This is a genomic window from Novosphingobium sp. ZW T3_23 (assembly GCF_044987305.1).
In the GTDB taxonomy this organism is placed as follows: Bacteria; Pseudomonadota; Alphaproteobacteria; order Sphingomonadales; family Sphingomonadaceae; genus Novosphingobium.
Window position 1 is genome coordinate 1 of record NZ_JBJDRF010000052.1, and the last position, 23,951, is coordinate 23,951.

The window sequence follows — 23,951 nt, forward strand, 5'->3', positions numbered from 1 at the left end:
GCGGGGGAGCTGCCGGTTCGCCGAAGTTGTAGCCCAGGGTCGCCAGGAGCGAGTGCGAGCGCCACTTGGTGCTGATCTCGTTGCCTGCAACATCGACGAAGTCGAGGTTGTTGACGTTGCTGAAGCGATACTTCAGGCCGACGTCCACGCGGCTGCTGATCGGCGCGCGGATACCCGCGATGGCCTGCCAGGCGAAGCCCGTGTCCGAATCGTCGAAGATGTCGTAGTGAACGCGACCCACGCCGGCGCCACCGCCGACATAGCCCTGAAGGCCGTCATCGGGACCGAAGTCGAGCAGACCGTTGACCATGAAGGTCAGGTTGCTGCCGTCGGGGCCGTTGCTGCCCATGAACGAAGCCTGGCGATAGCTGGCTTCGGTTTCGAGGCGGAACGGACCGAAGTCGTAACCGAGAACGGCGCCGCCGTCGAAGCCGGTGCCGAATTCCGCCGTGGCGGCGTTGCTAACACCGTTCACGTTGAGATCGGCGTCTTCGACGATCATCGCGCCGGCGTCGAGCTCAAGATACCACGAGTTGTCGCGCGCAAGCGCGGGCGTGGCGATAGCTGTAGAAGCCAGCGCCAGGCCAAGGACGAGTTTCCTCATATGTTTCCCCTACTAAGAGATTTGGAGCCACCGAGTGCCTCGAGTGTCTACCCCCTCAGCTTTCCGTGTGCAAGCGCACATTGCGTGCGACTGTTGCAGAAATGTCGCGTTTTCGGGGGGTTGGTGAAGCGTGTGACCCCTTTATTGGAAATCGACTGCACCGTGTTACCCCTGTCCAACGCCACTCGTTATGCTGATGGAATGATACCCAAGACTTGCAGGGCGCCGATCAGTTGAACGATCGTTGCCCGAGCCTGAACATCAACTGTCATCCCTCCAAGTGGTTCCAGGGGAAGGGAAGATTTTCTCCAAAAATTATGAAACAGGCGTTCCTGGCCAGTGGACAGGTCGAATATCCTCAGGCCCTCCCGAGGGGCGACGAACAGCCAGTTTCCGCCCTGGAAGCCGGCCAGATGCCCATCGCGACCCGCCCAGATGCCGGTCGCTCCGGCGGCGACCAGCCACGTTTCGCCCGATGCGGGATTTTCCGGAGGGTCGGTCCGCTCACCGAGGACAGTGCCGTGAAGCAACATGTCGCAGCGCGACAGGGCTTCGTTGACGAAGGCCTCTTTCTGCGCCTGGCCGGCATAGAGCAGCGGCAAGTCGAATCTGGGACTGGTGCTTTCGAATTGGATGGGATCGCTCATGGAAAATCCTCGGCTCAGGTGAGTTGGAACAGGGTGAGGGGGGCGGAAAGCGCATGGGTGCCCTGTTGGCGCACGCGGAACACGCCGCCCGGTAGCCGCGTGGAAAGCTCGGCCAGCGTGGCGGGCGACAGTTCGGCGCTTGGCTGCGTGAGGGTCCAGGTCGCGATCGGGCTTCCGACCGGCCCGTAACCGAGCAGATAGCTTTCGGCCTGTTCCACCAGCGGCACGTCGATGCCGTCCTGCCACGTCCATTCTCCGCGCGCGCGCCGCACCCAGCGCAGGGACAGCACGCCGTCGCTTCCCAGCATCGCGCGGGGATGGACCGGTGCGGGCGGACGCAGGGTCAGTCCGCTGGCGCGCACAGGCGCGAGCACGGCCGCCTGATCACCCGTACCGAGCGCGACGATCCGGCGATCGACAGCGGTTCCGACGATCGCGGCGTCGAGCGCGATAGAGGAGCCGTCCAGCAGCACGACAGGTTCGTCGGGCAGGTGAGCGATGGCCTCCGTCGCGCCGCGACCGCGCAGGAATCCGGAGAGTCGCCAGCGTCCGCCACTTAGCGAGATGGCCTGGGCGAACTGGAGGATCTCGTCGCCGACCAGCACGAGGTTCGCGCCTTCGGCGAGTTGCCTTGTCGTTGCAGAGCCGAGTTGCATGGCGGGGTCGACCAACACGACCTCCAGGCCGGATCCGCGCGCGAACAGGAGCGGGCTCGACGCGGGCAGCCCGGTCAGGGTCGTGCCCATGATCGTCCGCCGACGACCGCTCGGACCAAGCGGGTGCAGTTCGCCGTCGCCGCGATCGGCAAAGAGCGCGGCGCCCCGCCAGTTCGCACCGGCTGAGGAAACGGCGGCAAACAAGCGCGGTCGTCCGGAATCGCCGCCGGTCGGATCGAGGGGCAGTTCGAAGGCGGTCAGGACGGTTTCGGCGGAAGGCAGGTCTTGCGGGGGATTGATCCGGCCCGGATCCGCGCTCGCCTGACCTGGCATGTCTGCAGTGAGCGTGGCTTCGCGCGCGGCGGAAATCTCCACCCCGGTATGGCGCCACTCCCATTCCAGCACGCGCCATTGCCCGGCGATCCCCGGAAAGCTGACGAGAGCGCCGGGCGCCACCTCGGGGTCGAGAGCGCCGGTGCGCCAGGTTATCCGCTCGCGGCTCCAGTCCGCCCGTCGGCGGTTGCGCTCGATCAGGGTTCTGGCGGTAGTCGCGTCGAGGGCGACGGGCAGTTCGATGGCGCGCGGCGCACCGATGGCGGCTTGTCCCGAGGCATGCTGCACGCTGGGGAGGTAATCGCGTTCGCTGTCGAAATAGCGCAGCAGCGAGACGGGCGTGTCGTCGGCTATGGCGCGGTCGCGGGAAAAGCCGCTTGCTCCGCCGAATTCGCCGTCATCGGCAGAGATCGTCGCCTCGCCGAGGTTTATGCTCCGCGCTTGCCGAAGCCTTCGGGCGATGACCAGCGTTTCGGGCCCGGCATCGAGATCGAGAGGGATCACCTGGTCGATGGTTTGAAGTGCGCCGCTAAGCGGGCCGTTGCAGGTCATGCCGAGAAAGCCGTCAAGCGGTACGGCGGCTTCCACATCCTCGACCAGATCGCCCACGATGGCGGCAAGATCAAAGGTCTCGTCGGCCAGCACTTCGAAAGTCAGGGAGGGGATGCGGTTGTAGAACTCCGACAAGTCGAGATCCTCGAACACGACATAGGCGAGGTCGCGATGGGCGGGGCAGCGCGCATTCCCCTCGGCGGCGAAGATCAGAGGGTCGCAGGGCTGATCCGCATGGCCGTGGTGGATGCGCAAGGTGCCGGCGCATTTGAGGTCACCCTCCGCCCCGCGCAGCAGACGGCCGTCAGCCCAGATCCTGCCGAGCCCCGTGATCGGGCGGCTTGCAAGAGCCACGGCGAAGCTGGCGGTGTAGGCGTAGGACGTGATCGCGGCGCCGCTCTTGCCGCCGCCGAGCGTTTCGCTGCTTTCGGCGAGGTCCGTCGCCCAGATCATCTGTCCGGCCACCCGCATGCGGCCAAAATGGCGGGGCAGGGGCTGGCCATAGCTGGAGGTGGTGACTTCCAGCTCCTTCAGGCGGGCGCCTTCGCGGTGGGGCGAACCGAACACCACCGTGTCGAGCTGCCTTCCCATCATCGAGCCGATCGCGCCGCCGATGGGGCCGCCTAGCGCGGTCCCGACGGCGCTGAAGACGAGTGTTGCCATGTCAATTCCTTTCGATAGGCAGGCGCCAGCAGGCCAGCATCGGCCAGTTTGCGGGGATCGGGCCGAGCACGACGCGACGGAGTCCGGCATGGGCGTGGACGATGTTCGCGCGGTCCACGGCGATGGCGAGGTGGTGCTGGCAGGGGCCGGGCCGGAACATCAGCACGTCGCCCGGTGCCACCGGGGACGGCTGGACCGGATTCGGGTCCGGGAGCAGACCCAGCTTGCCGGCGATGGCGTCCGCATCGTCGCACCGCAGGGAGCGCAGGCGATAACCGTTCGGCACCAGGGCCGTTGCTTGCATGGCGGCGGCCACCACGCCCAGACAGTCCAGCCCGATGCTCGGGTCTCGGCCATTGAGGCGGAAGGGGGCGCCGACGAGGGCGCGGGCGGAGGCGGCGAGGTCTTCTCCGGTCATGCTGGCCATCATGCGGGCCCTGGGCCATCCGGAGCGGGATAGCGGGTGAGCATGTCGTTTCCCGGCAGGAAGGGCTCGCCGCGAAAGTTCGCCGCATTGCCGAACCGCGCGCCGCAGGTTTCGAGGGTGTGGTCGCAGCCCTCGCGCAGGAACGCGCGGGTGCCCGGCGGCGCCTGAGCATCGAGCGGCGCATCGACCATCAACCGGCTTTCGGTCATGCCGATCACGCGCATCGTCATCCCCGCCTGCGGACCTTCCAGCCAGCGCAAGGCGCCGCCCGCGTAGAGTGCCGGATCGAGTGCAGCATCGCTTGGGGCCTCAAGCGAAAGCGTGTTGTCCTCGATATCGAGATCGGCGAGCCGGACCTCGATGGTGAAGCGCTGGGCCGCGAGATTGCAGCCCGGCCCACAGAACGCGGCGCGACAGGATGGGCTCGTGCGCGGAACGGGATCGCGGGCGAAATCCTCCTTCCGCGACACGAGATCGGCGGAGAAGGCGCCGTCCTCCTGCGAAATCGATCCGATCGTGCCGGTATAGAGCCTGTCGCGCTCGCCCGTTTCCCAGTCCACGAGGCCGATCGTCACGCGCGCACCGTCGTATCGGCCGGTGGCGAGGTCGTCCGCCGAGATCGCCTCATGGGTGAGGCTGCCCCGGACTTCGGCGTTGTCCGGCTCGAACCCGGCGGATTTGCGGATCGAGGACGGCACCATGCCCGGCGAAGCGCGGTGGAGCAGCCCATCGAACCAGAGGTCGGCATCATGGGTGGTGAAGCCCAGCGTCACGCCGTCACGCCGATCGAGGCGCCAGAAGGTGGCGACCGTTTCGAGATCGCCGGTAAACCAGACGCGGCTCATGATGCCTCCCGGATTTCGACGACCGGTACGCTCGGCGCTTCACCGGCGGCAAAGGCTGCGCCGCCGATTTCGAGCTGGTCTTCGGCAAAGCGCACGGGGACGTCGAAGCGGAAGCCCGCGCTGACGATGGCGCCGGTTGGCGGTGCCTGGTCGAACAGCACGACGCCGAGCGCATCGAGGCGCCAGCCGCCGCGCTGCAATTCTCCGTCGATCGCGATGAGCAGGCTGTCCGGCCTTGGGCGGGTGATGCGCCGGACTTGCGGTTCCTCGCCGGTGCCATAGCGCTTCACCAGCGGATAGGCGGTGCGCAGCGCGTCGCCGGTGCCAAGATGCTGATCGGCGGCGGTCGGATCGCCGGTCATGCCGTTCGAACTGAAGTCGCTGGGGTCACGCAGGAGGAAACCGCGCGCCGGGCCGCGCCGGGCGCGGTAGAAGGCCAGCAGTTCGCCGAGTTCGGCTTCCGAGCGCACGCCGGGCCCCAGGTCGAAACGCAGCCGCGCATCGGACCACAGGCTGTTGCGCCGCTCGAAGCCGGAGGCCGTGACCGAGATCGTCGTTGAGAACTCCGGAATCACCGTAGCGTCGCGTCCCAGGGCAAGCGGATAGGGCACTTCGTCGAAAGCCTGCATCTGATCGGCTCCTGAAGGGGGGAGGGGAAGGCGGACGAAACCGTCGCGGGCGACCTGCGGCAGCGCCCAGACCACCACTTCGTGGGGGGCGCGGGTGAGAGCTTCGTCGATGCCCGCGTCGATGCGGCGCCAGTGGTCGGCTTGCTCGGCCTTCAGCACGAACCCGGCTAGATAGTCCTGCTCGTGCGGTGGATAGCCAAGGCGCTGGTTCACGGTGGCGTAGGCGGCGCGACGCAGTGCATCGGCGCCGGCGGTGAGCCAGTCGTAGTCCTCCACCTGGAGCCGGTCGAACGCCGGGGAAGCCCAGCCGACCGGCAGGTTGGCGCGGTACATTTCAGGCATGGCCGGATCGAGCACGGTCGGGGTGAAGACCAGCGCCAGGGCTTCCACAACGCCGGGCGCGACGGCGATGCGGACGGCCGTGACGAGATCGGTCGTGGATTGCGCCAGGATGGCACCGGCGGCATCCAGCAGTGCCTTTCGCGGCGCGTCCAGCGGTGCGCGCAAGTTCGGGATGGACGGCGGTGTGCCGCCGAGGCGCGCTTTCGCGGCATCGTCGTAGATGCAGATGCGTCCATCCGCGAAGCACCACCACCAGGGCTCGCCGACCTGGAAGCGCACCGGTGCACCGGCTTCGATCATCAGGCGCGCGAAGGCCGCTCCCACCGATTGCAGCCAGTCCATCGCCTCGACATTCGCGGGCGAGAGCAAGGTGGAGGGCGGATCCCAGCCGGTGAGGGCGGGCTTGCCTTCGAAGTCCCGCTGCTTCCAGGCGGCAGGGCAGTGCTGGTCGAGCAGTTCGTAGGACAGCGAGGCGACCGGGCTGAAACCCAGTGCCAAGCATTCCGCGAAGAAGGCGCGGTGCCAGGCCCGCGTGGGGGCATTGAGCGGATCGGGCGCATGGCCGACAAGGAAGGCGCCGTCCATGGCGGCGAGCCGGAAGTAATGGCTCATGCCGACATAGTGAACCAGCGAGCCCCGGTAGCCGAGTTGCCGCACGCTGCGCAGCAGGCGCGCGGGGGTCTGCACGCCCTGGTCGTCGAAGCCGGTGGCCATGGCCAGTCCGTTGGGCGGCAGGATCACATCCCCGATCTCCACCATGGCCCGCGCGCCGTCGGTGCGGATCTCGCTCAGTTCGATCCAGCCCTCGGCTTCGGCCGCGAGTGGATCGGCGCTGCCGTCATAGCCGGGCGGGCAGAAGGAGATGAACATACGGTCGATCGCCCCCGGCCATACCCGGTCGGCGGAAGGCAGGGAGAAGCCGGCGTCGAGTTCGGAGAAGCGCAAGGTGATCCGCGCATCCTCGCCGGTGCCCTCGGCATAGTTCCAGAGCCGTACGTACCAGACCCGCGCCGCGCCTTGCGCGTCCCGGCCCTCGACCGTCAACGTCGGGCCGATGCCGGAATCGAGCGGAATGACGCCCGAGGAACGCCAGCGGAAGCTGAGCGAGGTGTGGGCATAATCGCGGTCGGTGCGATAGGCGAGCAGGGGATGGTCGAGCCCGTCCTCGCTGTCCCAGATCAGCCCGCCGAGGTCGCCCTTGCGCAGGAAGGACGCATCCACGCGCAGGGAGTCCGGGCCGGTCGAGACGATCGAGGCCATCATCGGGCGTGGGAAATTGACGGTCCAGAAACGCGGGTCGAAGCGGCTGATCCAGTCGCTTGCCTGCCCGTTGCGCTTGCTCGCAAGCCAGAATGCCATGGGGGTCTCCGAAAGAAAGGGATCAGCGGGCGGAAAGCGCACGGCGCACCGCGCTGGCCACCTGGCGGGACGAGCGCTGGAGCGATTGCGGCACGCTGGACCCGCGCGGGCCGGTCATGTTGATGGCGACCCTGACGTCACGTGCCGGAGCAGCGGCTGCGGTTTCGATGCGCCCGGCGGAAGTGGGAACGAAAAGCTCCGGTCCGCGCTCGCCGACGACGTAGCCGCGACCGGGGGAGACGTTTCCCCCCGTGGCCCGGCCGGGTAGCCCGAGCAGGCCCGATACCAGCCCGGAAAGGTCGAGGGCTCCCGCTGCCGCAGCGGACCCGCCACCCGTCGAACCCAGCAGGCCCTGCATGGATTGCGCGGCGATCTCGCCCAGCGTGCCGAGCGCGATCCGCTTCAGGTCGTCGAAGCCGAGGGTGCCGCGCCGGATCGCGCCGGTCAGGCCCTTTTCCAGCGCCTGGCCGGCCTGCGTGAAGCCCGAGACCAGATCGCCGTCGATGCTGGCGCGCATCTGCGCGATGTCGCGGGTGAAGCCTTCGGTGCCGGCGCGGACTTCCACCAGCAGGCTGTCGATGTCATCGCTCATTGTCGTGCTCCATCAGCTTTTCCAGCAGGGATCGGTCGAGGCCAGCGGGTTCGTGACCCGCGAGCAGGCCCAGCGCGGCGGCGAGTTCGGCGGGGGTGGCGGCCCAGAATTCCGGCGGACGCCAGCCCAGCGCACGGGCGGCCAGCCCGCAAAGCGCCAGCGCCGCCGGAGCGAACCGGGGCTCGCTCATCCGCTGCCTTTCAGGATCTGGCCCAGCAATGCGCGCAACGGCGCGGCACAGGCGGCAAGCCCCTGAGCGAGCACGGCCTCGCCGACCGCTTCGCGGGTGATGGCGCTTCGCGGATCGAGGCAATGCCAGAACAGGGCGGCCATTTCGGAAAGGCGGAGCCGGCCCTCACCCGCTCGCTCGACCAGGGCGAACAGCGGGCCGAGTTCCTCCTCGGCGGCGACCAGCGCGGTGAAGCTGGGGCGCAGGACATGCGCGCTGCCGCCGATGGTTAGCGAGGCTTCGCCGCGCAGGGGATTGGCGAACGTCATGCCGCCGCCACCGCGCCCGAGCTTTCGAGCTGGATCGTGTAGTTGCGCTCGCCGTTGAAATCGCCGGCATAGTCGAGCCGCTGGACGAGGAACCGGCCGCGCAGTCGCTCGCCGTCCTCGAAGCTAAGTTCGTAGTCGTCGAGCGTCCCGGTCAGCGCATTGGCACGGATCTTCGCCTCGGCCGTACTGCCGAGGAAGATACCCGCCGCGCTCACCGAAACGGAGCGCACCCCGGCGCCGGACAGAAGTTCGCGCCAGCCGCCGCTGTCCTTGCTGGTGACGACGACGGTGTCGCCCGTCACCGACATCTGCGTCGTGCGCAGGCCTGCGACGGTCTGGTAGGCGGCGGGCGAGCCGCCGTCGGCGATCTTGAGAAGGAAGGCGCTGCCTTTCTGGGCGGGCATGGGGTGTCTCCTTGGATGAAGGTGGAGGATCAGGCGGCGAGGAGGCGGAAGCGATATTCGAGCAGGACGGCGCGGCGGCTTTCCCTGCGCTGTTCGGCGCGGGCGCGCAGGAACTGGGCAGTGACGATCTGGAACCCGGCCTGATCGCGCGGCAGGCCCGCGAGGCGCGCCTCGATCCCGGCGACGAGAGTAACCGCCGTCTCGGGCGCGTCGCCCCGGCAGTGGAGTTCCAGAGCGACGCGCACTTCGCGGCCCGGCGTGGTCTTGCAGCTCCAGTCAGTGCTGGCGCTGGACGCGATCGCCAGCCAGGGCAGGCTGGTGCGCGAGGGGGCCTCCTCGACTATGGCATTGAGCTGGGCGGCGAGCGCGGGATCGGCGGAAAGCCAGTCGATCAGGGCGGCGCGGAGGGCGATTTCCATCACTTATCCTTTCGCGAAAAGCGGCCAGACGAGGTCGGCGCGGCGCCAGCGGCTTTCATCGCCGCGTGTCGTCAGAGCGCGCATTTCGGCATGGGCTGCGGCGATCTTTCCGGCGCGATCGGCAAGGCGCCGGGCCAGGGCGGCGAAGGAGGGCGCGGCGTCGGCCTGGATCATGCCGCTCATGTCAGCCGCATCCTTCGCCAGGGCCGCCAGAGGGCCGCGACTGAGGCGGGCGGAAGCGGGCTTGTGCCGTCTCTGGCGCCGTCTCCGTCGCGCTGGCGGTGGTGATGCGCGGCCAGCCGGATCACGCCATGGCGCAGGCCATCGGGGAGGCTATGCCAGTCGTCGGCGAGCCCGGCGGTGAAGCGCACCGCAACCTTGTGCGCCGTGCCGGAATGAAATCGCACGCGCCCGGTGCCATCGGCATCGAGATCGACCTCGTAGGTTCCGGTGGAAAGCGCGAAGCGGGTGCCGTCCGGGCTTATGCCCTCGACCAGGGTGATGGCTTGGACCGGGCGGGTTGAGAGGGCATGCCATCCCGCCTGGGAAGGCAGGATTTCCTCGCAGGAGGCGGCTAGCGGCATGCGGCCGGTGAAGGCCTCGCAGGTTTCCAGCGCGCAGGCGAGCAGGGCGGAAAGCGACGCATCGTCGTGCAGGGTGGTCACGCCGAGCCACTGCTTGAGCTCGGCAAGCGTCGAGGACGGCAGCACGGCCGGCGTAAGAATGACCCGGTTCATGGAGTCTCCGATCGGAAAGAAGGAGGCGGGTGGCCCGCGCCGTCGCCCTTTTGGCAAGGGGACGGGCGATGGCGCGGGCCGCTGTTCAAGGTGCGTGGGAAGGGAAAAGGACGAAGGGCTTCCCACGCGGCCTGGATGGCGTCAGGCCGTGATCTTGAGCAGCTTAATCGCGTCGGAATCGAGCACCTGGCCGCCGATCCGCTTGGTCGCGTAGAAGTGGACGAAGGGCTTGTTGGTGAAGGGATCGCGCAGGATCGACGTCGCGCTGCGCTCGGCGATGAGGTAGCCGGCGCGGAAGTTGCCGAAGGCGATCGGCAGGGCATTCGCGGCGATATCCGGCATGTCCTCTGCCTCGACCACCGGATAGCCCAGCAGGCGGTTCGGCTGGCCTTCCATCAGCCCCGGCTGCCACAGGAACGAGCCGTCCGCTGCCTTGAGCTTGCGCACCACGGCGAGGGTCTTGGCGTTCATCACCCAGCTTGCGCCCTGGCGATGGCCGCTTTTCAGCGAATGGACGAGGTCGATCAGCTTGAGTTCGGGCGCGGTGTCGAATCCGGTGGCATTGCCCGAGCCCAGGAACTGGAGCGTGCCGAACGGCCTCGCGGCATCGGTGGTGGCGGCATTGGGCGCCTGCAAGAAGCCCTTGGGCTGGTTGGTGCCCGTTCCGCTGACGAAGGCGGCGCCTTCCGCGCGGGCGAATTCCGCGGCGATCTCGTCCGCCAGCCAGGACTGGATGTCGAAGGCGGCATCGTCGAGCATGGCCTGGCTGGCCGCGGGATTGGCATAGAGCTCGCCGGAAGGCGGCGCGATCTCGGCGAAGCTGGGGGTGGCGGTCTCGACGCGGGCGCCGGTCTCGCTCACCCAGCCCGAGGAGGTGCCGCCGGTGGTGACGAGCTTGCGATAACCTGCCGTGCCGGTCTGCACGACCTGGGCGATCGAGCGGATCGGACTGATCGATTTCAGTCGGGCCGAGATCAGCGCATCGACTTCGCGCGGCACTGCGTAACCGCCGTCCGAAGCCACGGTGCCGGAGATCGACTTGATTTCGCTCTCGCGGCCCGAGCGCAAGTAGCCGTCGACGAAGCCCTTCACTTCGACGCTGGCGGCGGAAGCGGCGGCGCCTTCGATCACCGGACGTGCCGCCGCGCGGCTGACGCGGTCAAGCCGTGCCTTCACATCCTGAACATCACCGCGCAGGGTTTCGACGGCGGCTTCGGTGGCATCCTGCCGGGCGACGAGGTCGAACGAGGTGTCGAGGTTTTCGACGGGGATAGGGGATTCCATCGGGCTTGGACCTTTCGGTTGGAGCCGCCAATCGTGGCGGCGGGAAAAGGAGGCGTTCGGGTGGTCAGGAGATCAGGTGCACCCGTGCGCCGAACTGCATCGGGTGGGTGACGAGGCTGACCTCGAACAGGTCGAGATCGAGCAGTTCGCGGCCCTCGATGCTGTTGCGGCTGGCGCGGGCGCGGTAGCCGAACGACAGGCCCGTCACCGTGCCGCGCCGGAGCGAGAGCCCGGCCGCGCCGTCCGGGTTGTCCACCGAGGCGACCACGCGCAGGCCGCGTGCGTCCTCGGCGGCGGTCTCGACCCAGCCGATCCGGAGGTCCGGGCGGTGCTGCCAGAACAGCGGGAGCGGATCGCGCCGTTCCGCAAGGGTGCGGGCGAACGCTCCGGGGAGGATGATGTCGCGCCCCGCGTCACGCCTGGCGAACAGCGCGGCATATCCGGCGAAGCGAAGCGAGGCGCTCATCGCAGCAGCTCCCCGGCGCCGAACCGTACCGCCAGGCCGAGCAGCAGCAGCGCCAGCATGCCGCGCACCAGCCAGCCGATCGCGGCGGCCTGGGCGGAAGCCTTGGCATCGCGCCACGCCTGGAGCAGCTCGCGCAGTTCGGAGAGATCGCCCGGCGCGGTGGCATCGTCCAGCCCGATCCGGGAGAGCATCCGCCGCGCGCCGACCTCGCTGGCTTCCTCGACGATGGCGCGCAGGGTCACGAGTTCACTGCCTTCGGTTGCCGCCTGGGCGAGAAGGCCGGCGAGCATATCCTTCTGGTTCATGATTTGTTCCCTTCGTTGGTCGAGCGCGGCGCCAGTCCGAGCAGAGATCGCTTCTCGTCTTCGTCCAGGAAGTCGGCGGCGCTGACTTGCGTCCAGAGCCGCTCGCGGTCTTCCGCGAGGGCGGGAACCCGGTCGAGGTCGATGGCGAGGCATTGGCCGGGGAACCACGGCGAAAGACCCTCGCAGAGCCCCGTCAGGATCTTGCTTGCCAGCGGCAGCAGGGTGAGTCGCCAGAGCGCGCGGTTGGCCTCGCGGTAATTGGCGTAAGTGGCGTCGCCGGGCAGGCCGAGCAGCATCGGCGGCACGCCGAAGGCCAGCGCCACGTCGCGGGCGGCGGCGGCCTTCAGCGTGGCGAAGTCCATGTCGGCCGGGGTCATGGCCATAGCTTGCCACTTGAGGCCGCCCTCCAGCAGCATCGGCCGTCCGGCATTGCCCGAGCCGGCATAGGCCTGGGTCAGTTCGGTCTTGAGCCGGTCGAACTGGTCGCCGGTCAGCGTATTGCCGTCTTCCGCCTCGTAGACGAGCGCGCCCGAGGGGCGGGCCGCGTTCTCCAGGAGCTGGCGGTTCCACTGCGAGGCGGCATTGTGCGTGGCCACGGCTTCGTCGGCGGCGGCGAGGCAGCCTGCGCCGTAGTGGTCGTCCGCCGGGTGGAAGTGGCGGATGTGGATCATGTTGGGAGAGGCGTCCTCGTCCAGCAGGGGGATCGTCAGGCGCCGCCCGGCCACATCGTAGGCGAAGGCGGCGGGCCAGCCGTCCTCTCCCGCGACGATCGAGACACGCTCGGGCCGCAGGGCGAACAGCTCGACCGGGCGTCCGCGTGCATCCTTCAGCACCTGCACATAGGCGTTCCCGTGGAGCAGGAGATGGCAGGCCAGCGTCTCCAGCAGCGACTGCCCGGCACTTGTCTCGGTGACGAGCGCCATGAGCTGGGGGTCGGCAGGCCTGAGCGGGGCGCCGCCGATACCTTCGGCAACCAGCCGCACGGCGCGCTGGGCCACGGGGTTTTCGAGATAGGCCCTGCGCACCGCCGAGCCATATTCGAAGGGAGCACGCCCCCCGCCGCTTTCGGCGAAGAACCAGGGCGAAGCCGGACCTCGCGCCAGCGGCACGCGGGCACTCTCGCCCTTGAAGGCGGCGACGAGCGTATCGATGAAGGACACTGCGGGGGTTCCTTTCAAAAAGTGTCTGGAGCGGTGCGAACCGCATCCGGAGAAATCAGGCCACTCTCACCCGAGGTGCGCCGCCTTTGCCGAGCATCAGCTCGCTCAAGGCCCAGACCAGCGCGTCGGCGCGGTCGGGCGAGCGCCCCGGTCCCTGATAGGAGCCGCCGGCGATCAGGCCGCACATTTCGTCTTCGAGCGCCGGAAACGGTCCCGCATGGCGGACTCGCCCCGCTTCGTAGAGCGCCGCGACCGGCTCGGCGCGGGCGACTTTGCCGCGGCTGGCGTGGACCAGCCGCAGGGGCAGCGAGAGTTGCGCGGCGCGCAGCACCGAGGCGACCATGGCGCCGCCCTGGTTGGCTTCGGCCACCACGCGGTCGGCCTGCCAGGCATCGGCCGCACCGGCGACGGCGCGGGCCCAGCGTTCGGGTCCGGCCTTTTCCACCGAGGCGTCGGCCATGACATGGGCAAGGCCGCCTTCATCCACGCCGACCACCACGATCCCGCAGGCGTCACCGCCTTCCGACGCTGGCGGATCGACACCGACGACCACGCGGTTGCACTGCGGAGCGGCTTCCTCCCGGCAGCCTTCCAGCAAAGCGCGGCTCCAGAGCGCGCCTTCGATATCGGCGATCAATTCGCCGTCGATTTCCTGCCGTCCCAGCAGGCTGCGCGAGAAGGAATCCCGCATCGTGTCGAGGAAGCGGTCGGGCAGGTTGGCGGCATTGTCGAACGTGCTGCCGCGCGTCACGGTTACGTCGCCCCGCTCGCTTTCGGCCAGCAGGCGCATGACCAGCGGCACGCTGCGCGGCGTGGTGGTGGCGACGACGCGCGGATCCTGCCCCAGCCGCAGGCCCATGAGCAGGTTGTCCCAGCTTGCCACGGCGCGGGCCGAGGCATTGTCCCACTTGGCGACCTCGTCGCACCAGGCGTGGCTGTGCTGGGGGCCGCGCAGCGCTTCCGGCTCGGCCGCCGAATAGAGCGTGGCCTGCGCGCCGTTCGGCCAGGTCAGCCGCCGCAGCGACGGTTCGAAGAGGGGCCGACGCCACGGCGCGCCGACCGAAAGCAGGCCGCTTTCGCCCTCGACCATCACCGAGCGCGCCTCGCCCAGATGGGCGGCGACGAGCGCGATGCGGGCATCGGGATGTGTTTCCGCGATCTCGTTGACCCATTCCGCGCCGCAGCGGGTCTTGCCGAAACCGCGTCCAGCCATGACCAGCCAGACGCGCCAGTCTCCGGACGGGGCGACCTGCGAAGGCCGAGCCCAGAGCCGCCAGTCCCAGCGCCATTCGCGCTGGCCGGAAGCGCCGAGCCCGACAGCGAAAGTTTCCAGTTCGCCGTCGTCGGCCTGGGACAGCCAGTGGAGGGGATCGGCTTCAGCCATGTCCTGCCTCCACCGCGGATTCGGCGCCGGCTTCCAGAGCCCGACGCGCGGTGACTTGTGCGCGCAGTTGCGCCAGTTTGGCGTGGATGGAGGCGCGCACGGCGGCCAGATCCTCGTTTTCGCGCGCGGCGCGTTCACGCGCCACGGTCTCGCGATGAAGGCCTAGGAGGCGGAGGGCCGTGGCATTGTCGAACTTGACGTCCCCATCCTTGGGATCGCCGAAGCGCAAACGGAAGAGAACTTCCATTTCCAGGTTTTCGTAGCCCTCCAGAAGGGCGACGTGCCATTCTCGGGCGAATTCGGGATTGACGCGGCGCAGCCTGTAGGCCGTGCCGGGCGGTACTCGGGCGGCGAGACTGGCGGCGCTGACATTCGAGGTTTCGGCCAGCGCGGCCAGGAAATTCCTGCACCATCGCGGCTCGATCTGTTTGGCTCGCCGGCACGGTGCAGCGCCGGACGGAGCCGGTATCGGCTCGACCATAAGGACCATCCCTGGAGTTAATGTGGAGGCGGTTCGAAAGAGATCGAAGCGAATCAATCGCTCTCGATGTTCTCTATTTGTACCAATAGCGCATCGGAATGTCAATGGTTTATAACCAAATGGGTTATGGCTTGCCGCTATGCCGTCGGCCTACTAAGCACGGCGTCCATCCTGATCCGGAGAACCCGATGCTGCGCCGCCTTTACGACTGGACCATGGCCAAGGCGGCGCACCGCCATGCCGAGTGGTGGCTGGCCCTGTTCGCCTTCATGGAAGCAAGCTTCTTCCCCGTGCCGCCGCACCCGCTGCTAGGACTGATGTGCCTGGCCGAGCCGAAGAAGGCGATTCGCTTCGCGATCATCGCCACGCTGGCGTCGGTGGTGGGCGGCCTTTTGGGTTATGCCATCGGCCATTTCGCTTATGCGGCCTTCGGAGAAACGCTGCTGCGGGCGCTTGGCCTGGCGGACAGCTTCCCCAAGGCAGCGTGCTATTTGCGCGAATACGGCGCGGAAATCATCGTGGTGAAGGGCGCAACGCCGATCCCCTTCAAGCTGCTGACGATCACGGCCGGCTTCATCGGCATGAACCTTGCCGTGTTCATCGCGGCCTCGGTCGTCTCGCGCTCGATCAGCTTCATGATCGTGGGCGTGCTGTTCCGCCTGTTCGGCGCGCCGATCAAGGCGGTGATCGACAAGCATCTGGGCAAAGTGACGGCGGCTTTCGCGGTGGCCGTGGTGGCGGGCTTCCTGGCGGTGGCCTTCCTCGGCGGCGGTGCCAAGGAGACCAATCAAAAATGCGACGTGATCGCCGTCGCGAAAACCGCATGACCCTGGACTCTTGCCGCTTACCCTGACGCATCGCGGCGATTAGCCTCGCGCGACGAACATTTCGCGCGAGGAGAAGCAGGGTGACGGACGCGTCCTCGAAGTTGGCGGAACTGGCAGACCGGCATGACATCCACCAGGTTCTCCTGCGCTATGCGCGCGGGCTGGACCGGCTGGACAATGCCCTCGTCCGAAGCTGCTATTGGGACGACGCGATCGAGGATCACGGCCATTTCGTGGGCCCGCCCGACGCGTTCGTGGACTGGGCGGATCGCACGACGCTGATGTTCGAAGCCACCCAGCATGCGATTCTCAACCACGTCTGCGAACTGGCGGGCGATGAAGCCTTCTGCGAGACGTACTACCACTTTTCGGGGGTGACGGCGCAAGGACCGAACTTCATGTCCACCGGGCGCTACGTCGATCATTTCCGCAAGCATGCAGGCGAATGGCGTATCGCGAACCGGGTGACGATCGTGGAAGGGACTTATGACGTGCCCAAGGCGGCAAATGCGCCCGCGCCGTCCAGTGCCTATAGCCCGGAGCAGCCCTGCCAGGCCCGGCGCGATCGGGGCGATGTGAGCTATCATCGCCCGCCCGTTCCGCGCCGGCCGAAGCCCGACTGACGATCCGTCCTACCCCTCGATCACGCGGGTGTGGGGGTGATGACGGTCCATATGCTTGCGGATGATCCGCAGGTTGCGACTGTTGGAGCGGAACACGAAGTCGAACAGGTCGCCCGCGAGTGGGATGGCGCCCAGCAGCGTATCGATGCCGACGTTCGCGGTCATGCGGGCAAGCTGCCATTTCGGCATGCCCAGGTTGCGCGCTTCCCAGACGATATACATGCCCAGCGCGGCAGAGATCACGTCTCCGGCCACCGGCACCAGCCCCACCACGGAATCGAGTCCGACCTTGCGGCGCAGGCCGGGCAGGGCGATCGCCCTTTCCAGCACATGCTCCAGCATTTCGATGCGGCGGCTGACGGAAACCGGGTCGGACCCGAGCGGCAGGTCCAGGTTCATGCGGCGGGCGGAAGTCTGTCCAGTCGCCAAAGTCGTGCTTCTCCTGAAAGGTTCAGAACGATTATCTGGGTATCCAGGCCAGCGGCATCAAGGGGTGCCAGCCCCAGGTGTTCGGCGCGAAACCGGCGACGCTGCCGCGTACCAGCGACCAGCGGATCGGCGGACCGAAGGGGATGAAGACATTGGCTGCGGTCAGCTCGGCTTCCGCCTCGGTCAGCAGCGAGGCGCGCTCTTCGGGGGAGGCGGTGGCGGCCTCGGCCACCCGGGCATCGGCATCGGGGGAGCAAAGGCCCTGCCGGGTGCTGCACGCCAGGCGATTGAGAAACCAGGCCGCACGTGGATAGCGGGCAACCTCGTCCATCAGGCGCAGGTCGGCATCTTCTGGATTCTCCGTGCGCTGGAGGCGAATGCCGATCGCGGCGAGATCGGTGGAAAGCCTGTCGAACAGGAGATCCGCGCCGCTTCCCGCCGGCAGCCAGGCCTGAAGAACCGGCCCCTTCGCTTCCTTGTCCATCGCCGTCCAGCGTCGAACCCGCTCGGCGGCGATGGCCCGGCGATCGTCGATGGATTGCTCGCTCCAGCGCTCGCCGATGGTGCCGAGATCGCCGTCCAGACTGGGCGAGACCAGACGGGTGGTGGGAGACCAGCCGCCCAGGCTGAACGGCGCGATCAGCCCTTCGCGGTCGATCGCCATGGCCAGGGCTTCGCGATTCGCGGGGTTCGCCAGGAAGCCATCTTCGTTCATGATCCTGAGCCCGAACAGGCCCGTTACCGGGTCGACCTGAATCGTTCCGCGCAGGATGCCCACCGAGCGGGTCAGCGGGAAATCCTGGATTTCTCCGCCCAGCACGAGATCGACCTTGCCGGTGTTGAAGGCCTCCACGGCGGTCGGACCGTCCAGCGCCCGAACATCGATGCGGCGGACGCGCTGCGTCCAGTTTTCCATGGCGGGCAGACCGATAGTCGCGGGATCGATCGGGGTAAGGCGCGCCACCGCGCCATCGCGCTCCAGCCGCATCGGCCCGGCCCCGCGCTGCTTGAACGTCAGCCCCAGTTCCGGTTGTGCCAGAAGCTGGAGCAGGTAGGGCATCGGGCGGGTGAGCCGGATTTCCACGACGCGGCCGGCCATCGTCCGGATATCCTCGATGCCCGCCAGATCGTAGGCGAGCGGCGTGCCGTCCAACGCATCGAGAGCCGTTCGGAGCGCGATCTTGGCCGATTCGGCGGTCAGCGGTTCACCGGAAGGCCAATCTCCATCGCGAAGGCGAAAAATATAGCTTTGGCCATCGTCGGTCACGATCCAGCGATCGGCGAGGGCAGGGATCACGCGGCCCTTGTCATCGAAAGACACCAGGCCCTCGGTCGTGGAGGCCCGCACCAGTTGGCCGGCCGTGCTCGCAGCCGCATCGGCATCGAAAGCATCGCCGGGAGAACCGATGACGGCTATGCTCAGCGCGGAATTGTCGGTTTGTCCGCAGGCGGACAGTGCCAGCGCGATCGCCAGGTTGGCCAAGGGCCGCAGGACTTTACGCGAGGCGAACATGACAGAAGGCCTAGTCGATTCGCCGCGCCGCGCAAATGGCGGGAGGTCCGCTGCGCGGATTTTTTGCCGAAGCGCGGATGAGGCAGGGGTATGTCGCGGACACCGGATGCCCGCGCGGTGGCATTGCCCTGCCTTGATCAGAGCTTGCGAAGGTTCTTCTGGACGGTCGTCGGTGGCGCATACTGCGCTTCGTAGTCGCGGACGAAATCGGGCTTGTCGTCCGGCACCGGGGTTACCGAAGAGCGGGCCAGCTTGGGGTCGATTTCCTCGGTGAAGGCCACGCCGAAGCGGTTTTCCTGCACCCAGGCCACGGTACCGGAGATCCATCCGATATTGCGGATGCTCACGGCGACAAGCGTGCCGCGCATGACCTGGATACCGCCTTCGCCCATCATGCCGCCGGCGGACAGGTTACGGACCTTGATCCGGTATTCGCCGTCCAGGCCGTCGATGCGCAAGTCGGCCATGAGGAACAGGCTGTCACGCGCGATCTGGCGATTTTCGGTCTGGGTCATGGGCTCTCGTCCGGCATTCGATCTGGCGGCATTCGATCTGGCCGATGATATCACGAACACGGGCTCGCGATAGTCATGGCCCCGCGCGCGGGACGCGGTTCCTGTCGATACCTAGAAGCGAGTGGCAAAGAAAGCCTTAACGCCCCGCTCCGTTCACAGAGGCCGGGCAGGTGCCGGCATCCGTGAACGAGCAGGGCGAAAGGTTCCCCCAGAGGGAGAGGACTACTCTTCGCGCGACACCTTCTCGCGGCGCTCGTGCGCTTCCTGCGCTTCCACGGTCATGGTGGCGATCGGGCGCGCCTCGAGACGGCCGAGGCCGATCGGTTCGCCCGTCACTTCGCAGTAACCGTATTCGCCTTCCTCGATGCGCCGCAGGGCGGAATCGATCTTGGCGATCAGCTTGCGCTGGCGGTCGCGGGTGCGCAGTTCGATGCCCCAGTCCGTCTCGCTGGAAGCGCGATCGTTGAGATCGGGCTCCCGAATCGGGCCGTCCTGAAGCTGTGCCAGCGTACCGGCGGATGCATCGAGAATCGATTTCTTCCAGGCCAGAAGCAGGCGCCGGAAGTAGTCTTGCTGAGCCTCACACATGTAGGCTTCGTTTTCTACGGGAACATAAGAACCGCCAAGCATGCGCTTGGCCTTGGCGAGGACATCAATTTCGTCAGCTAGGGCCGTTGCCATCCAGAGAATCTCCGCACGAATCCCCCCGGCCTGCCTACGCCCTGCGACCCCGGATTTTTCCAGTGGCCTCCCGGCAAACCGCGGTGCGGCGGCCTATAGGACCGCCTTATTACCTGCACAAGGCTATAACCATGGCAGTCCACAAAAAACCTGAATGCCGGTTCGATCAGGCACCAGTTTTTCGAAGCAACCTTGCACCGTAAACTTACAGGGAATGCTTCAAGTCTATCCTTAACGTCGGGTTGCCAGTCTGGTGCCATTCTCGTGCCCGCCTCGTCGCATCGGACCCCGATGGCCGTAAACCGGAGGTTAGCAGACGATGAAACATGCTCCGATCGGGGCGGAGGCTCCGGACATGTTGCTGCCCGAACGACTTGCCGCCGCCGCGGCGGGCGACGGTTCGGCCTGTTTCGACCTGGGGGTGGTTTTCTCCACCGGCAGTCATGGCGCTGCCTGCGATCTGGTCGAAGCGCACAAGTGGTTCAACCTCGCGGCTCTGGGCGGTGACAGCGAGGCGGCGACCTGCCGGGCCGAAGTTGCGGAGGATATGACTGCGCGCGAAATCGCCGAAGCACAGCGGCGTGCGCGTCAGTGGTTGTCAGGCAAGGCGCGGCACGCCGCCTAGGACGGATCGACATTCAGCCCATGCGGGCCTGCGAAGCGCGATTTCCTGCGCTTCGATGCTCGAAAATCACGCTTCTCGGCTCCACCTGAACTGAATGTCGATCCGTCCTAGAGCTTCCGGAAAGGCGTCCGTTCGTCCAGCAGAAGCTGGTCGCCCGCAATGCCTGCCCGCTCCTGTTCGAGATAGTCGGCGATCGCGGTGCGCAGGCCCTGGTGGACGATGTAATGGGCCGAGACCGTCCGGACCGGCTCGTATCCGCGCGCCAGCTTGTGGCCGCCCTGCGCCCCCGCCTCCACGCGCGACAGGCCGAGCGCGATGGCCGCGTCGATCGCCTGGTAATAGCAGAGTTCGAAATGCAGGAAGGGCTTGTCCACAAGCGCGCCCCAGTAACGACCGTAAAGCGCCTCGCTGCCGATGAAGTTCAGCGCCCCCGCCACGGGCAGCCCGTCCATATAGGCCAGCACGAGCAGGATACGGTCGGCCATCGTCCGGCCCAGCACGGAGAAGGCTTCGCGCGTGAGATAGGGTTGTCCCCACTTGCGGGCCCCGGTGTCCTGGTAAAAGCTCCAGAACGCGTCCCAGTGCTCTTCGCGCAAGTCGCTGCCGGTAAGCGCGCGGATCTCCACGTCTTCCTGTGCTTTCTCACGCTCCTTGCGGATGTCCTTGCGCTTGCGGGACGAGAGCGCGTCGAGAAACCCGTCGAAATCCGCATAGCCGCGGTTTTCCCAGTGGAACTGGATATCCTCTCGCAGCAGCCATCCCGCCGCTTCGAAGAACGGCACTTGCGCGGGCTCGACGAAAGTCGCGTGGGCGGAGGACAGGCCATTGTCGCGGCAGACCGATTCGGCGGCGGCGATCAGGGCCGGGGCCAGTTCGGCATGGCGGGTCAGCAGGCGAGGACCGGTGGCGGGCGTGAACGGGACGGCGATCTGGAGCTTGGGATAATAGGCTCCCCCAGCCCGGTGCCAGGCATCTGCCCAGGCATGGTCGAAGACGTATTCGCCCTGGCTATGTTCCTTCAGATAGGCCGGCAGGGCCGCTGCCAGGCGGCCGTCCGGGCCGGCCACGGTGATCGGCACCGGCGTCCAGCCGCTGTCGCCACCGACGCTGCCGGATTCCTCCATCGCCGCGAGGAAGGCGTGGGACACGAAAGGGTTGCCGCCGTCCGTAAGGGCATCCCACTCGTCCGCCGGAAGCCCGCCCACTGCACCGTGGAGGCGCGCGACGAACTCTCCGCTGTCGCGATCGCTCACGCCGGTTCTTCCGAGGGACGCTCGAAAATGACGGCATCCGCGTGGATGCCGGCGCGCTCGTGATGGTCCGGGCGGCGCACGGTCCAGGTCGCCAGGGCGAGCCCGCGCCTGCGCTGCGCGGCGGCGAAGCGGCTGGGCAGGTCGCGAATGTCATAGGCGAGGAAATCGGGCCCGGCCTGCCAGAGCGCGAGGTGGCGCCGGATCTTGCCGGGCAGGGCGCGATCCTCGCCCTCCGAAACGATAAGGCCGCGCACTGTGTGCGGAGAATGACGCCGATACCAGCGCGAGACGCGGGGGTCGAAGCTCATCACCGCGTGAGGGCCGGTGTAGCCCTCCAGCACGCGCCGCACCGCCAGGCAGAGCGGGGCGATGCGGGTGCCGCGCGAGGACTTCAGCTCGATCAGCACCGGCTTGCGGCCGCCGATCAGGGTAAGGGTCTGGCGCAGGCTGGGAATGCTTTCCGCCGTTCCGCCCGCCGATCCGCCCAGAGTCACCGTAGCCAGTTGGGCCGCGCTGCGGCGCGCGATCTCACCGGTTTCCGCCGTCAGCCGATCCAGCACCGAATCGTGGAAGACCACCGGGGTGCCATCGCCCGCGCGCTGCACGTCCAGTTCGATCCCGTAGCCTTCCTCGATCGCCAGCCGGAAGGCCGCGAGCGAGTTTTCCGGGATCACCGCGCCGTGCAGCCCGCGATGGGCGTAGTCGTGCTCGCCGATCCACCCGACCTTGCGCGGATCGGGCGGCGGCGAACACCAGCGGTCAAGCAGGGCGAACGGCAACGATGGCGTCCACTTCGACAGCGGCGCCGAGCGGCAGGACCGGCACGCCCACGGCGCTGCGGGCATGCTTGCCCGGTTCGCCGAACACTGCGACCATCAGCTCCGAAGCGCCGTTGGCGACCTTGGGCTGGTCGGTGAAGTCACCCGTGGAGTTGACGAAGGCGCCCAGCTTGACCACGCGCTCCACGCGGTCGAGCGAGCCGAGCGCGGCCTTGAGCTGGGCAAGGATCATCACCGCGCAGGCCTGCGCCGCTTCCACGCCGGCGTCCAGCGAGACGTCCTCGCCCAGGCGGCCGGTCACCAGCTTGCCTTCGACGAAGGGCAGCTGCCCCGAAACATGGGCCAGGCCGCCCGCGACCACCACCGGCACATAGGCCGCGACGGGAGCGGCAGGCTCGGGAAGCGTGAGGCCAAGCTCGGCCAGGCGGGATTCGATTGCACTCATCTTGGCGTCTTCCTTGTAGGGGGCGAGATGTAGGGAGCAGAGATCAGGATTGCTTCACGGCGTCTGCGCGCGTCAGCCAGTCGATCAGCCAGGGCGCGGCGTCCGGCCAGCGGTCGATCCGCGCATGGGCATGACCGGCGACATGGGCGCAGGCGATATGCGGTGCGAGCAGCGGTTCGGCGCAGAAGTGCAGGCGTCCAACCTCGGGCGTTACCGCCGCCACCGAATCGTGATGCTGGGCCAGATCGTCGACGAAGACCGCGCGCGATGGTTGATATTCGTCGAGAATCGCCTTCAGCGCCGGGCCTTTCGGGCCCTGGTTGGTGAAGACGCGCAAGTCCAGGCCGTGCTCCGCGAGTTGCAGGCGGCGGGCTTCCTGGCGGAAATCCATGAGGTTGGTCAGCACCACCACGTCGGCATGGTGGGATACCTCGCGCAGCGCCTCCACCACGCCGTCCACCGGGGTCTGCCGGTGCATCTGCCCGTCGAAAAACCTGTTCAGCAGCGACCACATCGCCGCCGGTTCCAGCACTTCGCCGGAGCCGATATGGCTCATGGCGCCCGAGAACTCGCCGCGATCGAAGGTGAAGGTGACGCCCTCTTCCTCGGCCAGCCAGTCGCGGAAGTGCGAGACCATGTAGAGCAGCACTTCGTCGCAATCGGTGATGAGCAGGGGGCGGCCCGAGCGGTTCGTCATGCGCCCAGCCTTTCGCGTGCGCGCACCAGCGTTTCCGGCGTCACCTCCAGCGCATCGGCGGCGGCCACCAGGTCCGGCTCATGCGAGCAGAGAAACTCCAGCACTGCCGCCATCGTCGCAGGCTCGCCCAGCGAGGCGCGCAGCACGTCCGGGGTCAGGCCGGTGAGCGACAGGAAACGCTCGGCGCGGTCCTGGTCCGTCAGCACCCAGCCAAGGGCGGCGAGTGCCAGCGCCTGCGGGTCCTGCGATGGGGATGGCGACTCTCGAAGAATTGTCAGTCTCGCTTGCGTGTCATAGAGCGGGTGTTCCCGACCTAGATGGTGATCCCGCGTCGAATGGCAAAGCGTATCCTAGTTGTCGAGGACAACGACCTCAATCGAAAGCTCTTTTGCGATGTGCTCAGGAGCCAGGGCTTCGCCGTGGAGCCGGTGGCCGACGGCCTCGACGCGCTGGAGCGCGCGCGGCAGTTCGTGCCCAACCTCGTCATCATGGACATCCAGCTTCCCAACGTCTCGGGTCTGGACCTGATCGAGGCGGCCAAGAAGGACGCCGTCCTGCGCACCATTCCCGTGCTCGCCGTCACCGCCTATGCCGGCAAGGGCGACGAGGAGCGCATCCGCGAGGCCGGGGCCGAGGGCTATCTGGCCAAGCCGGTTTCGATCGGGCCGTTCATGCAGGCAGTCCGCGCGCTTCTGTAAGAAAAGAGACCTCAGCCCCAGCCTCATCGTCACCCTGAAACGAGTTCAGGGTGACGACAGTATGGGCCGAAGAGTATGT

The 23,951-nt window shown here is 67.4% G+C and carries 32 protein-coding genes; 4 read left to right on the forward strand and 28 right to left on the reverse strand.

Going from position 1 to position 23,951, the window contains the following annotated elements:
- The 19 genes from ACI3K3_RS20325 to ACI3K3_RS20415 form a co-directional block, all read right to left on the reverse strand.
- Positions 1–604: outer membrane protein (locus ACI3K3_RS20325; protein WP_404917002.1), on the reverse strand; the 604-nt coding region annotated here is incomplete at its 3' end.
- Between the two features lie 188 nt (positions 605–792).
- The gene (locus ACI3K3_RS20330) at positions 793–1,251 is read right to left on the reverse strand and encodes a DUF2793 domain-containing protein (RefSeq protein ID WP_404917004.1); all 459 of its coding nucleotides are present in this window, start codon (positions 1,249–1,251) and stop codon (positions 793–795) included.
- A 14-nt stretch (positions 1,252–1,265) separates the two neighbouring features.
- The gene (locus ACI3K3_RS20335; RefSeq protein ID WP_404917006.1) at positions 1,266–3,455 is read right to left on the reverse strand and encodes a phage tail protein; all 2,190 of its coding nucleotides are present in this window, start codon (positions 3,453–3,455) and stop codon (positions 1,266–1,268) included.
- 1 nt (position 3,456) lies between these two features.
- On the reverse strand, positions 3,457–3,873 hold the full coding sequence (locus tag ACI3K3_RS20340; RefSeq protein ID WP_404917008.1) for a hypothetical protein: 417 nt from the start codon (positions 3,871–3,873) through the stop codon (positions 3,457–3,459).
- 8 nt (positions 3,874–3,881) lie between these two features.
- Entirely contained in the window at positions 3,882–4,727 is an 846-nt protein-coding gene (locus tag ACI3K3_RS20345; RefSeq protein ID WP_404917009.1) for a DUF2163 domain-containing protein, read from the reverse strand.
- The gene (locus ACI3K3_RS20350; protein ID WP_404917011.1) at positions 4,724–7,057 is read right to left on the reverse strand and encodes a TIGR02217 family protein; all 2,334 of its coding nucleotides are present in this window, start codon (positions 7,055–7,057) and stop codon (positions 4,724–4,726) included. Before ACI3K3_RS20350 ends, ACI3K3_RS20345 begins: the two co-directional genes overlap by 4 nt.
- Before the next feature lie 22 nt (positions 7,058–7,079).
- A complete protein-coding gene (locus ACI3K3_RS20355) occupies positions 7,080–7,649 on the reverse strand; it encodes a tail tape measure protein (protein ID WP_404917013.1) in 570 nt (189 codons plus the stop codon).
- A complete protein-coding gene (locus ACI3K3_RS20360; protein ID WP_404917015.1) occupies positions 7,639–7,839 on the reverse strand; it encodes a phage tail assembly chaperone in 201 nt (66 codons plus the stop codon). The genes ACI3K3_RS20355 and ACI3K3_RS20360 overlap by 11 nt, the downstream gene beginning before the upstream one ends.
- Positions 7,836–8,147, reverse strand: a complete 312-nt coding sequence (locus ACI3K3_RS20365; RefSeq protein ID WP_404917017.1) for a gene transfer agent family protein — start codon at positions 8,145–8,147, stop codon at positions 7,836–7,838. Before ACI3K3_RS20365 ends, ACI3K3_RS20360 begins: the two co-directional genes overlap by 4 nt.
- The gene (locus tag ACI3K3_RS20370) at positions 8,144–8,551 is read right to left on the reverse strand and encodes a phage major tail protein, TP901-1 family (protein ID WP_404917019.1); all 408 of its coding nucleotides are present in this window, start codon (positions 8,549–8,551) and stop codon (positions 8,144–8,146) included. The genes ACI3K3_RS20365 and ACI3K3_RS20370 overlap by 4 nt, the downstream gene beginning before the upstream one ends.
- 29 nt (positions 8,552–8,580) lie before the next feature.
- Positions 8,581–8,970 carry a DUF3168 domain-containing protein gene (locus ACI3K3_RS20375; RefSeq protein WP_404917021.1) on the reverse strand — a complete coding sequence of 130 codons (390 nt, stop codon included), beginning with the start codon at positions 8,968–8,970 and terminating at the stop codon, positions 8,581–8,583.
- A gap of 3 nt (positions 8,971–8,973) precedes the next feature.
- Positions 8,974–9,153, reverse strand: a complete 180-nt coding sequence (locus ACI3K3_RS20380) for a hypothetical protein (RefSeq protein ID WP_404917023.1) — start codon at positions 9,151–9,153, stop codon at positions 8,974–8,976.
- Positions 9,150–9,707, reverse strand: a complete 558-nt coding sequence (locus ACI3K3_RS20385) for a hypothetical protein (protein WP_404917024.1) — start codon at positions 9,705–9,707, stop codon at positions 9,150–9,152. Before ACI3K3_RS20385 ends, ACI3K3_RS20380 begins: the two co-directional genes overlap by 4 nt.
- A gap of 141 nt (positions 9,708–9,848) precedes the next feature.
- The gene (locus tag ACI3K3_RS20390; protein WP_404917026.1) at positions 9,849–10,991 is read right to left on the reverse strand and encodes a phage major capsid protein; all 1,143 of its coding nucleotides are present in this window, start codon (positions 10,989–10,991) and stop codon (positions 9,849–9,851) included.
- Positions 10,992–11,055: 64 nt separating this feature from the next.
- The gene (locus ACI3K3_RS20395) at positions 11,056–11,457 is read right to left on the reverse strand and encodes an HK97 family phage prohead protease (protein WP_404917028.1); all 402 of its coding nucleotides are present in this window, start codon (positions 11,455–11,457) and stop codon (positions 11,056–11,058) included.
- Positions 11,454–11,762, reverse strand: a complete 309-nt coding sequence (locus tag ACI3K3_RS20400) for a DUF6127 family protein (protein ID WP_404917030.1) — start codon at positions 11,760–11,762, stop codon at positions 11,454–11,456. The genes ACI3K3_RS20395 and ACI3K3_RS20400 overlap by 4 nt, the downstream gene beginning before the upstream one ends.
- The gene (locus tag ACI3K3_RS20405; protein WP_404917032.1) at positions 11,759–12,922 is read right to left on the reverse strand and encodes a phage portal protein; all 1,164 of its coding nucleotides are present in this window, start codon (positions 12,920–12,922) and stop codon (positions 11,759–11,761) included. The genes ACI3K3_RS20400 and ACI3K3_RS20405 overlap by 4 nt, the downstream gene beginning before the upstream one ends.
- A gap of 55 nt (positions 12,923–12,977) precedes the next feature.
- Positions 12,978–14,306, reverse strand: coding sequence for a DNA-packaging protein (locus tag ACI3K3_RS20410; protein WP_404917034.1), 1,329 nt, complete (start codon positions 14,304–14,306; stop codon positions 12,978–12,980).
- Entirely contained in the window at positions 14,299–14,796 is a 498-nt protein-coding gene (locus tag ACI3K3_RS20415; RefSeq protein ID WP_404917036.1) for a hypothetical protein, read from the reverse strand. Before ACI3K3_RS20415 ends, ACI3K3_RS20410 begins: the two co-directional genes overlap by 8 nt.
- Positions 14,797–14,975: 179 nt before the next feature.
- Here ACI3K3_RS20415 and ACI3K3_RS20420 point away from each other — a divergent pair, with 179 nt between their 5' ends.
- Together ACI3K3_RS20420 and ACI3K3_RS20425 are read left to right on the forward strand one after the other, a co-directional pair.
- On the forward strand, positions 14,976–15,614 hold the full coding sequence (locus ACI3K3_RS20420; protein WP_404917038.1) for a YqaA family protein: 639 nt from the start codon (positions 14,976–14,978) through the stop codon (positions 15,612–15,614).
- Between the two features lie 80 nt (positions 15,615–15,694).
- On the forward strand, positions 15,695–16,237 hold the full coding sequence (locus ACI3K3_RS20425) for a nuclear transport factor 2 family protein (protein WP_404917040.1): 543 nt from the start codon (positions 15,695–15,697) through the stop codon (positions 16,235–16,237).
- Positions 16,238–16,246: 9 nt separating this feature from the next.
- Here ACI3K3_RS20425 and ACI3K3_RS20430 read toward each other — a convergent pair whose 3' ends face one another.
- The 4 genes from ACI3K3_RS20430 to dksA form a co-directional block, all read right to left on the reverse strand.
- Positions 16,247–16,636: a DUF4112 domain-containing protein gene (locus ACI3K3_RS20430; RefSeq protein WP_404917073.1), complete on the reverse strand. Its 390-nt coding sequence runs from the start codon at positions 16,634–16,636 to the stop codon at positions 16,247–16,249.
- Between the two features lie 61 nt (positions 16,637–16,697).
- Positions 16,698–18,179 carry an ABC transporter substrate-binding protein gene (locus ACI3K3_RS20435; RefSeq protein ID WP_404917042.1) on the reverse strand — a complete coding sequence of 494 codons (1,482 nt, stop codon included), beginning with the start codon at positions 18,177–18,179 and terminating at the stop codon, positions 16,698–16,700.
- Between the two features lie 137 nt (positions 18,180–18,316).
- Entirely contained in the window at positions 18,317–18,694 is a 378-nt protein-coding gene (locus tag ACI3K3_RS20440) for a PilZ domain-containing protein (protein ID WP_313435056.1), read from the reverse strand.
- Positions 18,695–18,916: 222 nt separating this feature from the next.
- Positions 18,917–19,375, reverse strand: coding sequence for an RNA polymerase-binding protein DksA (dksA, locus tag ACI3K3_RS20445; RefSeq protein ID WP_132264661.1), 459 nt, complete (start codon positions 19,373–19,375; stop codon positions 18,917–18,919).
- Positions 19,376–19,694: 319 nt separating this feature from the next.
- On the opposite strand from dksA, the gene ACI3K3_RS20450 reads away from it, so the two are divergent.
- Positions 19,695–20,000, forward strand: coding sequence for a hypothetical protein (locus ACI3K3_RS20450; protein ID WP_404917045.1), 306 nt, complete (start codon positions 19,695–19,697; stop codon positions 19,998–20,000).
- Positions 20,001–20,107: 107 nt separating this feature from the next.
- Here ACI3K3_RS20450 and ACI3K3_RS20455 read toward each other — a convergent pair whose 3' ends face one another.
- Genes ACI3K3_RS20455 through ACI3K3_RS20475 form a run of 5 tightly spaced genes read right to left on the reverse strand, consistent with a single transcriptional unit; the run spans position 20,108 to position 23,452 of the window.
- Positions 20,108–21,253, reverse strand: coding sequence for a GNAT family N-acetyltransferase (locus tag ACI3K3_RS20455; protein ID WP_404917047.1), 1,146 nt, complete (start codon positions 21,251–21,253; stop codon positions 20,108–20,110).
- Positions 21,250–22,032, reverse strand: a complete 783-nt coding sequence (locus ACI3K3_RS20460; protein WP_404917049.1) for a glycerophosphodiester phosphodiesterase family protein — start codon at positions 22,030–22,032, stop codon at positions 21,250–21,252. The genes ACI3K3_RS20455 and ACI3K3_RS20460 overlap by 4 nt, the downstream gene beginning before the upstream one ends.
- Positions 22,013–22,477, reverse strand: coding sequence for a RidA family protein (locus ACI3K3_RS20465; protein WP_313435047.1), 465 nt, complete (start codon positions 22,475–22,477; stop codon positions 22,013–22,015). The genes ACI3K3_RS20460 and ACI3K3_RS20465 overlap by 20 nt, the downstream gene beginning before the upstream one ends.
- A 43-nt stretch (positions 22,478–22,520) precedes the next feature.
- Complete coding sequence (locus ACI3K3_RS20470; protein ID WP_404917051.1) at positions 22,521–23,174, reverse strand: HAD family hydrolase; 654 nt, start codon at positions 23,172–23,174, stop codon at positions 22,521–22,523.
- Positions 23,171–23,452, reverse strand: coding sequence for a DUF3572 domain-containing protein (locus ACI3K3_RS20475; RefSeq protein WP_404917075.1), 282 nt, complete (start codon positions 23,450–23,452; stop codon positions 23,171–23,173). The genes ACI3K3_RS20470 and ACI3K3_RS20475 overlap by 4 nt, the downstream gene beginning before the upstream one ends.
- Before the next feature lie 57 nt (positions 23,453–23,509).
- On the opposite strand from ACI3K3_RS20475, the gene ACI3K3_RS20480 reads away from it, so the two are divergent.
- Entirely contained in the window at positions 23,510–23,872 is a 363-nt protein-coding gene (locus ACI3K3_RS20480) for a response regulator (RefSeq protein WP_147216554.1), read from the forward strand.
- Positions 23,873–23,951: the final 79 nt, after the last annotated feature.

Coding starts and splice junctions, on each gene's coding strand:
- ACI3K3_RS20330 (WP_404917004.1), bottom strand. CDS start 1,251: ATGAGCGATCCCATCCAATTCGAAAGCACCAGTCCCAGATTCGACTTG.
- ACI3K3_RS20335 (WP_404917006.1), bottom strand. CDS start 3,455: ATGGCAACACTCGTCTTCAGCGCCGTCGGGACCGCGCTAGGCGGCCCC.
- ACI3K3_RS20340 (WP_404917008.1), bottom strand. CDS start 3,873: ATGACCGGAGAAGACCTCGCCGCCTCCGCCCGCGCCCTCGTCGGCGCC.
- ACI3K3_RS20345 (WP_404917009.1), bottom strand. CDS start 4,727: ATGAGCCGCGTCTGGTTTACCGGCGATCTCGAAACGGTCGCCACCTTC.
- ACI3K3_RS20350 (WP_404917011.1), bottom strand. CDS start 7,057: ATGGCATTCTGGCTTGCGAGCAAGCGCAACGGGCAGGCAAGCGACTGG.
- ACI3K3_RS20355 (WP_404917013.1), bottom strand. CDS start 7,649: ATGAGCGATGACATCGACAGCCTGCTGGTGGAAGTCCGCGCCGGCACC.
- ACI3K3_RS20360 (WP_404917015.1), bottom strand. CDS start 7,839: ATGAGCGAGCCCCGGTTCGCTCCGGCGGCGCTGGCGCTTTGCGGGCTG.
- ACI3K3_RS20365 (WP_404917017.1), bottom strand. CDS start 8,147: ATGACGTTCGCCAATCCCCTGCGCGGCGAAGCCTCGCTAACCATCGGC.
- ACI3K3_RS20370 (WP_404917019.1), bottom strand. CDS start 8,551: ATGCCCGCCCAGAAAGGCAGCGCCTTCCTTCTCAAGATCGCCGACGGC.
- ACI3K3_RS20375 (WP_404917021.1), bottom strand. CDS start 8,970: ATGGAAATCGCCCTCCGCGCCGCCCTGATCGACTGGCTTTCCGCCGAT.
- ACI3K3_RS20380 (WP_404917023.1), bottom strand. CDS start 9,153: ATGAGCGGCATGATCCAGGCCGACGCCGCGCCCTCCTTCGCCGCCCTG.
- ACI3K3_RS20385 (WP_404917024.1), bottom strand. CDS start 9,707: ATGAACCGGGTCATTCTTACGCCGGCCGTGCTGCCGTCCTCGACGCTT.
- ACI3K3_RS20390 (WP_404917026.1), bottom strand. CDS start 10,991: ATGGAATCCCCTATCCCCGTCGAAAACCTCGACACCTCGTTCGACCTC.
- ACI3K3_RS20395 (WP_404917028.1), bottom strand. CDS start 11,457: ATGAGCGCCTCGCTTCGCTTCGCCGGATATGCCGCGCTGTTCGCCAGG.
- ACI3K3_RS20400 (WP_404917030.1), bottom strand. CDS start 11,762: ATGAACCAGAAGGATATGCTCGCCGGCCTTCTCGCCCAGGCGGCAACC.
- ACI3K3_RS20410 (WP_404917034.1), bottom strand. CDS start 14,306: ATGGCTGAAGCCGATCCCCTCCACTGGCTGTCCCAGGCCGACGACGGC.
- ACI3K3_RS20415 (WP_404917036.1), bottom strand. CDS start 14,796: ATGGTCCTTATGGTCGAGCCGATACCGGCTCCGTCCGGCGCTGCACCG.
- ACI3K3_RS20420 (WP_404917038.1), top strand. CDS start 14,976: ATGCTGCGCCGCCTTTACGACTGGACCATGGCCAAGGCGGCGCACCGC.
- ACI3K3_RS20430 (WP_404917073.1), bottom strand. CDS start 16,636: ATGAACCTGGACCTGCCGCTCGGGTCCGACCCGGTTTCCGTCAGCCGC.
- ACI3K3_RS20435 (WP_404917042.1), bottom strand. CDS start 18,179: ATGTTCGCCTCGCGTAAAGTCCTGCGGCCCTTGGCCAACCTGGCGATC.
- ACI3K3_RS20440 (WP_313435056.1), bottom strand. CDS start 18,694: ATGACCCAGACCGAAAATCGCCAGATCGCGCGTGACAGCCTGTTCCTC.
- dksA (WP_132264661.1), bottom strand. CDS start 19,375: ATGGCAACGGCCCTAGCTGACGAAATTGATGTCCTCGCCAAGGCCAAG.
- ACI3K3_RS20450 (WP_404917045.1), top strand. CDS start 19,695: ATGAAACATGCTCCGATCGGGGCGGAGGCTCCGGACATGTTGCTGCCC.
- ACI3K3_RS20465 (WP_313435047.1), bottom strand. CDS start 22,477: ATGAGTGCAATCGAATCCCGCCTGGCCGAGCTTGGCCTCACGCTTCCC.
- ACI3K3_RS20470 (WP_404917051.1), bottom strand. CDS start 23,174: ATGACGAACCGCTCGGGCCGCCCCCTGCTCATCACCGATTGCGACGAA.
- ACI3K3_RS20480 (WP_147216554.1), top strand. CDS start 23,510: ATGGCAAAGCGTATCCTAGTTGTCGAGGACAACGACCTCAATCGAAAG.